The organism is Anoxybacillus suryakundensis (genome assembly GCF_001418025.1).
In the GTDB taxonomy this organism is placed as follows: domain Bacteria; phylum Bacillota; class Bacilli; order Bacillales; family Anoxybacillaceae; genus Anoxybacillus; species Anoxybacillus tengchongensis.
The window spans coordinates 55,647-68,049 of record NZ_LIOK01000009.1 but is presented as its reverse complement, the minus strand read 5'-3'; the positions used below and the strand labels follow the sequence as shown (position 1 = coordinate 68,049).

The window sequence follows — 12,403 nt, the reverse complement described above, 5'->3', positions numbered from 1 at the left end:
TTAAAAATGACAAGATTGTGACAGACAAAATGATATTTACTTTAAATTGAATACAATCTGTAAGCGCTTTAATATAAAGCTATAGCAAGAACAAATTAAAAGGAGGAAAAAACATGGAAAATCAAACAGGTTTTCGTGTGAAGGTGCAACGTTTTGGCAGTTATTTAAGCGGAATGATTATGCCAAATATCGGAGCATTTATTGCGTGGGGAATTATTACTGCGCTATTTATTCCAACAGGTTGGTTACCAAATGAAACATTTGCTAAATTAGTTGGACCGATGATTACGTACTTATTACCGTTATTAATTGGTTATACAGGCGGAAAAATGATTTATGATGTTCGCGGTGGTGTTGTCGGTGCAACAGCAACGATGGGGGTCATTGTCGGTTCAGACATCCCAATGTTTTTAGGTGCAATGATTATGGGACCGCTTGGCGGATATGCGATCAAACAGTTTGACAAGCTATTCCACGGAAAAGTCAAACAAGGTTTTGAAATGTTAGTGAACAACTTTTCGGCAGGTATTATTGGCGGATTGCTTACACTAGTTGCCTTTAAAGGAATTGGACCGGTTGTTTTAGGATTAAACAAAACATTGGCAGCAGGTGTAGAAGCAATCGTTCATGCAAAATTATTACCTTTAGCCAACATCTTTATTGAGCCAGCCAAAGTATTATTTTTAAACAATGCGATTAACCACGGTATTTTAAGTCCACTTGGTGTTGAACAAGCAGCAAAAACAGGAAAGTCGATTTTATTCTTGCTTGAAACAAACCCAGGTCCAGGTCTTGGTATTTTACTTGCTTATTGGTTATTTGGTAAAGGAATGGCGAAACAATCTGCTCCAGGTGCTGTGATCATCCACTTCCTTGGAGGAATTCACGAAATTTACTTCCCATATATTTTAATGCGTCCAGTATTAATTTTGGCAGCAATTGCCGGCGGTGTGAGCGGAGTATTTACATTCACAGTATTTAATGCAGGTCTTGTTGCTGTGCCATCGCCAGGAAGTATTTTTGCACTACTTGCTATGACACCACGTGGTCATTACTTAGGCGTGCTTGCTGGGGTAATCGTTGCAGCTGTTGTCTCTTTCTTAGTGGCATCATTCTTCTTAAAAACATCAAAGCAAGAAGAGAGCGATTTAGAACAAGCAACAGAGCAAATGCAACAATTAAAAGGAAAGAAAAGCAGTGTTGCCTCTGCATTGAGCACAGCAGCTCCAAAGCAAGTAAAGAAAATTGTTTTTGCTTGTGATGCAGGAATGGGTTCAAGTGCCATGGGTGCTTCTATCATGAGAAACAAAGTACAAAAAGCGGGTCTTGATATTGAGGTAACAAACACAGCAATTAATCAGTTGCCAGCTGATGCAGACGTTGTGATTACGCATCAAAATTTAACAGATCGTGCAAAAGAAAAATTACCAAATGCATATCATGTATCTGTTGAAAACTTTTTAAACAGCCCAAAATATGACGAGTTCATTGAGATGTTAAAAAATGAATAATGAATGAACAAACAAAAAGGTAAGTGATCTGCTTACCTTTTTGTTTCATATTTAAAAAATGTCAACATTTGAAATGACGAAAAAGCGCTTTCTATTTGTTGTGATATAAAGAAAGTAGCGGTAGAATTTTTCTTGGAAAGTAAGCATGTTTTTTAAAATTGTCAACAATCGTTGCTGACTAAGGGAGGTGAGAATGTGTATATATCAGCGAGAGAAAGAAAAATATTAGATCTTTTATTAACTCATCGGAAAGGTATTACTGTAGCAGATGTGGCAAAGCAATTAGATGTCAGTGAGCGGACGGTTCATCGTGATTTAAAAGGTGTCGAGCAAGTTGTTGAAGCGTATAATTTGCAACTAATCAAAAAAGCAGGTGTCGGCATTCAAATTGTCGGTGAGGAAGAAAAAAAGCACCAGTTACAAATGTTTGTATTTCGTTTATCGCATACGGAATATACACCTGAAGAGCGGCAAACGATGATTTTAATTGCTTTATTAGAATCTGGAGAGCCGGTGAAATTAGTCTCTCTTGCGAACGATTTAAACGTCACTGTCGCCACCATCAGCAACGATTTAGACAAAATTGAAGAAAAAGTGGAGAAACATGGCCTTTCCCTTATTCGTAAAAGAGGATACGGAGTAGAAATATACGGTTCTGAAGCCGCGAAGCGTAAAATGATGAGCGAACTGTTATTTGAACATTTTGATGAGTCACAGTTTTTCTCATTCATGAAAGAATCGATTCAAAAAAAATCAACAGATCTTGTAAATACGGTAACGGAGAAACTGCTTGGGCTTGTCGATAAGAAAAAGTTGTTTATGATTGAACAACAAATTGAAGCGATGAAAGAAGATCTCCCATTTACAATTGCCGATAGCTCGTACATTGCGCTCGTCATTCATCTTGCGCTAGCAATTGAACGCATTATGCAAGGAGAAGCGATTCATTTTGATGCGCAACATTTCCAAACAATTGGCATGACGAAAGAATACGAAACAGCGGAAAAAATCGCTAAAAGGTTAGAAGAAGTTTTCCACATCGTCATTCCAAAAGAAGAAATTGGTTACATTACTATGCATTTAATGGGGGCAAAGCTACGAGCGCGTCGCGGATATATGCTCGAAGAAGCTAGTTTAGAAATTGCGATGAAAGCGCAAGAGCTTATTCGTTTTGTGAGCGATGAAATAGGTGTTGATTTAACAGATGATTATCCATTGTATGAAGATTTAATCGTTCACTTAAAACCAGCTTTATACCGCATTCAACATCATATGGGAATTACGAATCCATTGCTTCATAAAATTATGCAAGATTATAGCGAGTTATTTCATATTGTTCAACAAGGTGTGCGTCACGTATTTTCAGACATCGTTGTGCCGAAAGAAGAAATTGGTTATTTGGTGCTTCATTTTGCATCAGCGCTGTTGCGTGATAAACAAGGAGTGCGAGCGCTTGTTATTTGTTCAAGTGGGATTGGGACAGCAAAAATATTAGCTACCCGTCTGAAAAAGGAAATACCAGATATTTCTCATATTGAACAAAAGTCATTTTTTGATGTGCGACACATTGATGTCAACGAATATGACCTTATTGTATCAACGGTTCCGATTCATACGTCTCAACCATATTTTCTCGTAAATCCGATGTTGCCAGAAGAAGAAGTTGCTGCGATTCGACAGTTTTTAAAAACAAAAGCGTTTTCTATCCGTTCTCAAAAGGTGAATGCATCGAAAAAAGGGATTGAAAAAATTCGTTCGATTCATGTCGTGAGTGAAACAATTGTTCAGTTATTAAACGGCTTTTCCATGCGGGATTTATCCTCTCACTCGCTTCAAGAAGCGTTAATAGATGCATGTACAAAACTTGAACAACAAAGTGTTATTTGTAGCAAAGAGCGAGTGGTTGAAGAATTGTTAAGACGGGAGCAAGTCGGTGGATTAGGAATTCCGAATACGACTTTAGCGCTGTATCACACGCGGAGCGAAGATGTTTTACAACCATCTTTTACGATGTATACACTAGTACACCCACAAACGATCATGGGGATGGATCAACAGCCGATGACGTTGAATCGTCTTTTGTTGTTGTTAGCGCCAAAAAATGCACAAGATGATATGTTGCAAGTGCTTAGTCATGTTAGCTCGCTCATCATTAAAGATGAAGAAAGTATACAATTGTTTTCAAAAGGAAGTAAAGAACAAATTTATACGTTTTTCAGTGCACAATTAGAGAAATTTTTTTACGAACAAATTCAACAGCACAAGGAGTGAATTACAGTGACAGTATTAAAGAAGGAAAATATCGTACTAGGTGCAGACGTAAAAACGAAAGAAGAAGCGATTCGATTAGCAGGACGTATTTTAGTGGAACAGGGATATGTAGAGGAGTTTTATATTGATAAAATGTTTGAACGAGAAGCGTTAACATCGACATATATGGGGAATTTTGTAGCCATTCCACATGGTACAGAAGATGCAAAAAAACTTGTGAAACAAGCAGGTTTGTCGATCGTGCAAGTGCCGAATGGGGTTGATTTTGGAGCAGGAAATATCGTGAAAATTTTAATCGGTATTGCGGGGAAAGATAATGAGCATTTAGAAATTTTGTCGAAAGTGGCAATCGTGTGCTCAGAGGAAGAAAATATTCAAAAAATGATTGCAGCAACGACGGAAGACGAAATTTTGCAATTATTAAATGAGGTGAAATAATATGTTAGCGGTTCATTTTGGCGCAGGGAATATAGGGCGAGGATTTATCGGCAGTTTGTTGTCACAGTCAGGATATGACGTTGTATTTGTTGATGTAAACGAAAAAGTCGTACAGGCGCTTCAACAAAGAGGGACATATGACGTTATTATCGCAGGAGAGACGACAGAAAAACAAATTGTTAGCAACGTATCCGCTTTGCATAGTCACCATCAGCAAAGTGAAATCATTGATCATATTGCGCGCGCTGATTTAGTAACAACAGCTGTTGGTCCAAACGTATTACCGCTTATTTCACAGACGATTGCGGAAGGATTAAAGAAGCGATTAACAGATCATCCTGTGCATATTATCGCTTGCGAAAACATGATTGGTGGCAGCGAACATTTAAAGAAATATGTATGGGAACACTTATCAGAACAAGAACAAGCGTCCTTAAAAGACAAATGTGCCTTTTTAAATTGTGCGGTCGATCGCATTGTTCCAAACCAAAGCCATGATGATCCGTTAACGGTTGTTGTTGAACCGTTTTTTGAATGGGTCATTGAAACGAAACAAGTGATTGGACATGTTCCGCACATTATCGGTGCCCATTTTGTTGATGACTTGCAGCCATACATTGAAAGAAAATTGTTTACTGTTAACACAGGGCATGCGATTGTTTCTTACTTAGGGTATCGTAAAAAATATGAAACAATTCATCAGGCGATGGCAGATCGTGATATTTTCGCGGACGTCACAAATGCTTTGCGTGAATCAGGACGAGTGCTTGTTCATCAATACGGTTGGGATGAAGCTGAACATCAAGCATATATTGATAAAATTGTTCAAAGATTTATGAATCCTTCCATGACAGATGAAGTAACACGAGTAGCTCGTTCACCGATTCGTAAGCTCGGACCAAACGATCGACTCATTCGACCAGCGATGAAATATTATGAATGCTTTGGAGAAGTTCCTACATCTTTAGCAAAAGGAATCGCAGCGTTGTTATTATTTGACTATGAAGGAGATCCAGAAGCGGTACAGCTCCAGCAAACGATCAAAGAAAGCGGAATAGAAGGAGCGCTTGAAAAGTACGCTCAACTTTCATCCGATCATCCGCTTGTTGCAGAAATCAAAAAGCAAATGTTCCATATATAAGAGCCATCTTGACGCAGATGGCTCTTTTACATCGGCTTCTTTTTAAAAAGGGTACGAATCATTTCGGCAATGATTCCAACAACGATACCGAACGCTGAAATAACGAGAAAAGAAATGATGCTTGTCAGATCACTCCACCCATCGTGCATAAGGGTAAACGAAATAAACAAAACATAAACGATTCCGATAGTAAAGAAAGAAGAGCATACGACGACAAACGTCTTTTTACCGAAAAAACCACTTATTCCGATGATACATGATAAAATAAAGGAAATAATCCCAAAACCAACGAACTGCTTATCGTCCAATCCCACATTCAGCAATAAACGAGATGCGATCAACACGCAAAACAAGAGGAAAAATAAAAAAACGGCGACGCCATACCACTGTTTTGACCGACTCTCAGGAAGTTTTATCATCGTTGTCACTCCTTTGTCACTTTCCTTATTATATCGTACGATTGATTTTGTTGAATAGAGGAACGAAGAAAAATCCTTTATTGCTTATTGTCTTTATCTACAATAGAATGATAGAGTCAAAACTGTACATGATAGGTGAATATATTCCATGAAACGATTATTTACGCTATATGTGACGCTCATCTCTTTGATTGGATGTGCATTATTTCTCTAATATATGGCCATTTTCGGATGTGCATGTAGAACAACAATGGTTGTTGTTATTGTTATTTGCTGGTTCAGCGGTTTTGCTCAGTAGATATGTGATATATTTACCACCGAATGGTAATGCTTTCACGTTAGAGTCTTCTGTTTATTTAGCTTTACTTTTTACTTACGGATTGCACTTTTCTTTAATTATATTCCTAATAAGTAGTCTTGTGATGTATTTTTGGTATCCAAGAAAAACGTCATGGTGGAACCATGTATTTAATTTTGCTGTTTACACAATAATGATTTCTGTAAGCTATTATGTTTATATAGTTTTCGGAGGTGTTGTTGGAGAAGTTTCCATTCACTATCTTGTAGGTTATGTTGCTTGTTTTGTTGCCTTTTTTGTTTCAAACGTATTGCTTATGACTATATATTTTTCGTTGCGCTCATCTACCGAGTTTCGCTTATTACTTTTAAATACCGTAAAAGAATTAATATACCCGTGGTGCTAGTTGAGCGCTAGCGCTCAACTAGCACCACGGGTTATAAAATTCAAACATCGATTACGAACAGTGGAAAGGAGAAAGTGGATGAGCGCAATTGTTTTATTTTTATTGGCAGGTCTTGCAGAAATCGGTGGAGGGTATCTTATATGGCTTTGGCTGCGTGAAGGAAAGCAAGCCATGTACGGAATTGCTGGCGGAATATGTTTAGCATTATACGGTGTCATTGCGACGTTTCAATCGTTTCCATCGTTCGGGCGAGTGTATGCGGCATATGGAGGGGTTTTTATTATTTTATCTTTGTTGTGGGGATGGGGGATCGACAAAAAAACGCCAGATTTGTATGATTGGATTGGAGGCGTTATATGTTTAGTCGGTGTGGCAGTCATGCTTTGGGCACCGAGACAGTAAGGGGGATCAACATGCCTTTAACATATGAACAAATTGTACGGGTTTGTAAACAAATTAATGAAAAGCATATGCCGAATGGACAAGCGTTCGTTGATGCAGTCGATACGTGGTTGGAACGGTACGAAGGAGAAAACGGGAAGGAGTTTATGTTATTAGCCTTTAAAAAATTGCTCTTTCTTGTTGATGAGCACATTCATACGATTGAGCGCAAAGTAAATATTCGTCCAACTTGTACAAAAGGATGTGCATACTGTTGTTACTTTCCAATCATTACAACGAGAGCAGAAGCAAAATGGATCATGATGAAAATTGCTGAGCTACCTAAACAGGAACAGGAGCGGATTGATAAACATATACAATGTTATGGTAAACATTATGCTGATAAAATAAAGCGAGTGAACGTGTTAGATTTTACAGAAGATCATCGCTTTAAAAAAATGTACATGGAAGAACAATTGCCATGTATATTTTTACATCAAGAAACAAATACATGTCTGATTTACGAAGTAAGACCCATACCATGTCGTACGTATTTAAATTACGGTTCGCCCAACGTATGTGCCGAATCATATATGCCTGACGAACCTTTTAGTTATGAATTTTTATATGAATTTTATGTCGAAGCGCTTCATGATTTAATTCAAACGCTCGTCTATGAAGGGGAAAATGTCGGGATTGACTATCCAGATGACTTGTTTGACATGGACTATTTGTTTCGTTTTTTTATGGATGAAACAAATAAAAAGGTCTAGCGCTTAAACGGGCGCAAGACCTTTTTGTTTAAATGAGTTGCTCGTATATTTCATTTAAATGATGTATGCGAACATCGTCTTGTTCTTCTTTTGCATATTTCATTTCTTGGCGCAACATGCGATCTAAAAATGCTGCTTCTTTTTGTGATAAGTCGCGGACGAATTGTTCTTCATTTTTGTACGGTTTACTTCTCAACTTTTTATATAAATGAATGGCTACCGCGTGATGACGGTCAGCATAGTTTGCTAATGCTTCGCGTAAATACGCTAACGTTTGATTCAACCGCACCACCTCCTTAAACAGTAGGGTGAGCGGTTTCGAAATGAAATATGTGCACTATGCAAAAATCTCTTGTAAAATAGAGTCTTTATCAAGCAGTTCGATGGCCCGTTTTCGATATTGTTCGTCGTGAATGTACGTATAGCGGTTCGGTTTGATCGTTGGTGCTATATCGATCGCTTGTCGGTATTCTTCCTTATTTAAACGCAACGTTTTGACGTAGTCAAAAAATCCGGTCCGTGTAAACACTTTTGTGATGCGTTCAGCTCGATGCTGTTGGACGTGAGCCATGATATACGTAGCGATCCCAACTTGAATGCCGTGCATATGTGGCGATGGGCTCATTTTATCAAGCGCATGGGAGATTAAATGCTCAGATCCACTAATTGGCGCGCTATTCCCACTAATAACCGTTGAAATGCCGCTCATCGTTAAAGAGCTAATTAGTTCCTTTAGAAAAATAGGATGCTTAATATTTTGCATTGGCGTTCGAATAAAGCTATTGACTGCTTTTTTGCTAATCATCGCAGCAAAAGCGTTCACGCGACTAACTCCGTGGCTTTGTTCGAACTCCCAGTCATACAACGCAGTAATATTCGACATTAAATCGCCCACGCCCGCTAAAATAAATCGCCCAGGCGCTTGCTGAATGATGTTTAAGTCAGCTAAAATGCCGAACGGTACTTTGGCGGGAACGGTTGTTTTTTTACCGTGAACAAGTAATGAGCAGTTCGTGCTTGCAAACCCATCATTCGATGCGGACGTCGGAATGCTAATAAACGGCACTTGTCGTAAAAATGCCATATATTTGCCGCAGTCAATGACCGCGCCACCACCCATCGCCATCATCACGTCACAATGAGGAAGTTCAAACGCTTTTCTCATAATGTCAACGATATCAAGCTGTGGAGGTAAACAGACGGTATGAACGGAAATGGACGAGATCGTTTGTTTCATTTCTTGCTCGTACACTTGATAAGTAAAATCATCAAATAATATAACAGCTTTCGAAAAACGATACGTTCGCATCATTTCGTCTATACGTGAAATGACACCTTCGCCAATTTCAAGAATGGATGGAATTGGGATGTTCATTTCAATACTCCTTTTTCTCGTAAATAACGTTCAACATCTGCAAACGTGTCCACAGGAACAAAAGGAATATGTTGTTCGTGCAACAATGATTGTAAAGTGCCTTTCGCAAACGTTATATCGGCTACTTTTGCTGCGTGAACATCGGGTTCACTATCGCCGATAAAATAAACCGTTTCATACGTCTGTTTTAATGTACGAATGACGCTTGATTTATCAATGCCATATCTTTCCGAATAATGAATATGATTCGGATCAATGCGCATATGAATATTTTTGTCATGATAATATCCTTCGTTAGAAAAAATATCAACGCCACGTATATCGTACTTTTTTAAAAGATGGCGAATATAATAATCGGTTCCCGCGCTTAATACATAAAAATCACCTTCGCTTTGTTGGACACGTTTGATAAAAGGTAAGACCGTTTCATCAATCGGAATATGGTGAATATCTTCAATGATTTTTTCTTCATCTTGATGAATGGATGTAAATACGGTGCTTAGAAAGTCGATATCTTTTATTTTTCCGGCACGCCATTGTTGGAATAATTGCTCACCTTCTGGAAAATATTTCTCGATGACAATCCAGTAAAAGTCTTTATTCGAGATTGTTCCGTCAAAATCAGAAACAAAAGCCCATTTGTTCATTAGTGAACCTCCGTTTTTGTTGTTATTATATGCATTTATGAAAGAAATTGAATGGCTTGGGCAACATCGTAGTCGTTTTGTTGTAATGAAGTAGATTGTCCAAGAATAATTTTCGTAAGCTCCGCCCCAACATATGGACCGGCAGTCAAGCCGGATGCACCAAGACCATTTGCTACGTAAAGACCTTCGATCTGTGGTACTGCCCCGAATACAGGCAAAAAGTTTGGGGCATGAGGACGGAAGCCAACGCGTGTTTCCGCATGAGTCCAATCCGCTAAGTGAGGAGCGATGGTTAATGCTTTATGTAACACTTCGTATAACCCACCGGCAGTCACACGACAGTCAATGCCAACACCGTCTTCATGTGTAGCTCCAACAACTATTTTTCCGTTTGGAAAGGCAAGTAAATATTGATTGTTTGGTGGCATGACGACAGGCCAATGATCGGTATGCTGTTCAGGGTGCTGTAGGTGGACAATTTGCGCTCGCTGTGGTGTGATGAGAAAATCAATACCTAGTGGCAAAAGTAATGATTTTGCCCAAACACCTGCTGCAACAATGACTGCATCCGCCTCATAACGATCGTTTGCTACCATGGCACCAATGACTTGCCCATTTTCGTGCAAAAGGGTGGCACTTCCTTTTATATATGTTGCCCCTAAGTGGACAGCGGAATGAATAAGAGAACGTCGCAACGCTTCCCCGTCCACTCGAGCCGCTCCGCTCACATATAACGCTTCGTACTCGCTACTTAACACAGGAAATCGTGCTTTTACTTCTTTTGGAGACAAGCGAATAATTTCTCCAATTTCAGGAGCTTCTTCCCGTCGTTTATACACGCGTTCTTCCATACTTTGTAATTTATCAAAATCATGATGTAAGCAAATTGCCCCGACACGTTTATACCCTGTTTGGTGACCGTATGCTTGTAATTGTTCAATCAACTGTGGATAAAATGCTGCTCCACCTTTTGCGAGAGCGTACCATTTCTTATTTCGCCGTTGCGAAGTCCATGGACAAATAATACCTGCTGCTGCTTTCGTTGCTTGTCCTTGGTCTTCGCGATCGATTAAAATGACGTGTATTTTTTCTTTTGCGAGATGAAAAGCAACGGAGGCGCCGACAATGCCTCCACCAATGACGACGTAACGATTCATCATCCACACCTTTTCTTCATTTGTTTTGTAACATTACGATAACATAAGGCATGAAAAAAGCAAGGGGCTGCCCTTGCTTTTTTAATAAAACCATTTCGCCATTTCGTAATATAATGGCATACCGATCGTTAAGTTGAACGGAAACGTAAGTCCAAGTGCCATACCGAGATAAATGGCGGGGTTGGCTTCTGGGACAGATGCACGCATCGCGGCTGGAGCTGCAATGTAAGAGGCACTTGCGGCAAGCACGCTAAGTAAAATCGTTCCTCCGAAAGATAGCCCTGAATAATAGCCGATGACAACCCCTAAAAATCCGTATATAGGTGGTAAGAAGATTCCTAAGGCGAGCAATTTTATTCCATACTTCCGAACAGCTGCAAGCTGATTTCCAGCTGTTAGTCCCATTCCAAGTAAAAAAAGGACGAGCACACTCGGATATAAATCAATAAATAAAGGTTTAACAATCGTAAGAGCGCGATCTCCACCAACTAATCCGACGAGAAGGCTGCCAACCATTAAAAACACGCTTTTTCCGAATAGCCCTTCCTTAATAATCGGTCCGTATACCGATGTAGCAGAGAAGCGATATATTACTTCTTGCTTATACGAGCGGTTTTCTAGCAACTTCAATATGACGAGCGACACGATGATTGCGGGACTCTCTAATAAGACGACAAATGCGTTCATATAGCTTTCATACGAAATATTTGCTTGTTCGACAAAAGCAAGCGCGGCACCAAATGTAACGATACTAACTGATCCATACGTTGCTGCAATGCCTGTTGCATTTTTACGATCAATGCCGAGACGACGACAAACCGCAAACGTAATGATCGGGATGATAATACCGAGAGATAATGTCCCAACTAATGGGCGAATAAGCTCACGAAAAGAATGTTCCGCAAGTTCAATGCCACCCTTCATACCGATAGCAATTAACAAATAAATGCTTAACGATTCATTTAATCCCGTTGGTAATTTTAAATCTGATTTGACGAGCGCCGCAATAATACCGAGGATAAAAAATAAAATAGCCGGTGATGTTAAGTTGTTGATAATCATTTCTTGCATGACAATCCTCTCCTTCTATTTCTCTTATTCAACAAAAAAAGCCAGAAACATTTTTCGATCGGGTCGAAAAATATTTCCGGCTTATCTTTTACTGACCACAATGGGCCTTTAAAAGATCAACCTTGTATATCGATTGGTTCTTGTAACAAAAAGACGATCATTCGCTCTCCAGTTTTTGTACTAATATCTGTATGCATACTTGTTACTTGTTTCCCTGTTAATGTATAAATCATTTGTTTTAACTGTTCACTACCTGACTCAATTAAATCTGAACGGATGCGTTTAATGGACAACATCCCTTCCTTTGTTTCACACAATACTTTTTCAGCAGGAGTTAAAATGCCGCGTAACTGCACGATAACCATGTTTCGCAAAATATCTGTTTTTACAGAGAGTGGACCGCGGCCTAGATATTCTTTTTCCCATTGGGTGAGAGCGCGACTAATTTGATCTTCTAGTTCCCCTTTTGTTTTCACAATGACCCCCCTTTAGAAACAAAAAACGGCATGCCTCAC

General features: G+C 39.2%; 13 protein-coding genes. 6 read left to right on the top strand and 7 right to left on the bottom strand.

The genetic code is table 11. The features are described 5' to 3' along the window. The first annotated feature begins 113 nt into the window (after positions 1-113). The 4 genes from ASC42_RS08400 to ASC42_RS08385 all read left to right on the top strand — a co-directional run bounded on the left by ASC42_RS08400 (position 114) and on the right by ASC42_RS08385 (position 5,361). Positions 114-1,511: a PTS mannitol transporter subunit IIBC gene (locus ASC42_RS08400; RefSeq protein WP_055441381.1), complete on the top strand. Its 1,398-nt coding sequence runs from the start codon at positions 114-116 to the stop codon at positions 1,509-1,511. Positions 1,512-1,706: 195 nt separating this feature from the next. Further along, the gene (locus ASC42_RS08395; RefSeq protein ID WP_055441380.1) at positions 1,707-3,782 is read left to right on the top strand and encodes a BglG family transcription antiterminator; all 2,076 of its coding nucleotides are present in this window, start codon (positions 1,707-1,709) and stop codon (positions 3,780-3,782) included. After that, positions 3,783-4,220 (top strand): PTS mannitol transporter subunit IIA, encoded by a 438-nt coding sequence (locus ASC42_RS08390; RefSeq protein WP_032099591.1) that lies wholly within the window; start codon positions 3,783-3,785, stop codon positions 4,218-4,220. It abuts the gene before it with no gap. A 1-nt stretch (position 4,221) separates the two neighbouring features. After that, complete coding sequence (locus tag ASC42_RS08385; RefSeq protein ID WP_055441379.1) at positions 4,222-5,361, top strand: mannitol-1-phosphate 5-dehydrogenase; 1,140 nt, start codon at positions 4,222-4,224, stop codon at positions 5,359-5,361. Positions 5,362-5,387: 26 nt separating this feature from the next. Here the strand turns inward: ASC42_RS08385 and ASC42_RS08380 are convergent, their stop codons facing one another. Further along, positions 5,388-5,780, bottom strand: coding sequence for a hypothetical protein (locus tag ASC42_RS08380; protein WP_055441378.1), 393 nt, complete (start codon positions 5,778-5,780; stop codon positions 5,388-5,390). 782 nt (positions 5,781-6,562) lie between these two features. Here ASC42_RS08380 and ASC42_RS08375 point away from each other — a divergent pair. Together ASC42_RS08375 and ASC42_RS08370 are read left to right on the top strand one after the other, a co-directional pair. Further along, positions 6,563-6,886 (top strand): YnfA family protein, encoded by a 324-nt coding sequence (locus ASC42_RS08375; protein ID WP_055441377.1) that lies wholly within the window; start codon positions 6,563-6,565, stop codon positions 6,884-6,886. An 11-nt stretch (positions 6,887-6,897) separates the two neighbouring features. Then, the gene (locus ASC42_RS08370) at positions 6,898-7,638 is read left to right on the top strand and encodes a YkgJ family cysteine cluster protein (protein WP_055441376.1); all 741 of its coding nucleotides are present in this window, start codon (positions 6,898-6,900) and stop codon (positions 7,636-7,638) included. 28 nt (positions 7,639-7,666) lie between these two features. Here ASC42_RS08370 and ASC42_RS08365 read toward each other — a convergent pair whose 3' ends face one another. The 6 genes from ASC42_RS08365 to ASC42_RS08340 form a co-directional block, all read right to left on the bottom strand. Further along, positions 7,667-7,921, bottom strand: coding sequence for a sigma-G-dependent sporulation-specific acid-soluble spore protein CsgA (locus ASC42_RS08365; protein WP_055441375.1), 255 nt, complete (start codon positions 7,919-7,921; stop codon positions 7,667-7,669). Positions 7,922-7,975: 54 nt separating this feature from the next. Continuing rightward, the gene (locus ASC42_RS08360) at positions 7,976-9,013 is read right to left on the bottom strand and encodes an iron-containing alcohol dehydrogenase family protein (protein ID WP_055441374.1); all 1,038 of its coding nucleotides are present in this window, start codon (positions 9,011-9,013) and stop codon (positions 7,976-7,978) included. Next, on the bottom strand, positions 9,010-9,660 hold the full coding sequence (locus ASC42_RS08355; protein ID WP_055441373.1) for an MtnX-like HAD-IB family phosphatase: 651 nt from the start codon (positions 9,658-9,660) through the stop codon (positions 9,010-9,012). The genes ASC42_RS08360 and ASC42_RS08355 overlap by 4 nt, the downstream gene beginning before the upstream one ends. A 35-nt stretch (positions 9,661-9,695) precedes the next feature. Next, a complete protein-coding gene (locus ASC42_RS08350; RefSeq protein ID WP_055441372.1) occupies positions 9,696-10,817 on the bottom strand; it encodes an NAD(P)/FAD-dependent oxidoreductase in 1,122 nt (373 codons plus the stop codon). Positions 10,818-10,898: 81 nt separating this feature from the next. Then, positions 10,899-11,888, bottom strand: coding sequence for a sodium-dependent bicarbonate transport family permease (locus ASC42_RS08345; RefSeq protein WP_055441371.1), 990 nt, complete (start codon positions 11,886-11,888; stop codon positions 10,899-10,901). A gap of 116 nt (positions 11,889-12,004) precedes the next feature. Further along, positions 12,005-12,364 carry a Na-translocating system protein MpsC family protein gene (locus ASC42_RS08340; RefSeq protein ID WP_032099579.1) on the bottom strand — a complete coding sequence of 120 codons (360 nt, stop codon included), beginning with the start codon at positions 12,362-12,364 and terminating at the stop codon, positions 12,005-12,007. Positions 12,365-12,403 lie beyond the last annotated feature (39 nt).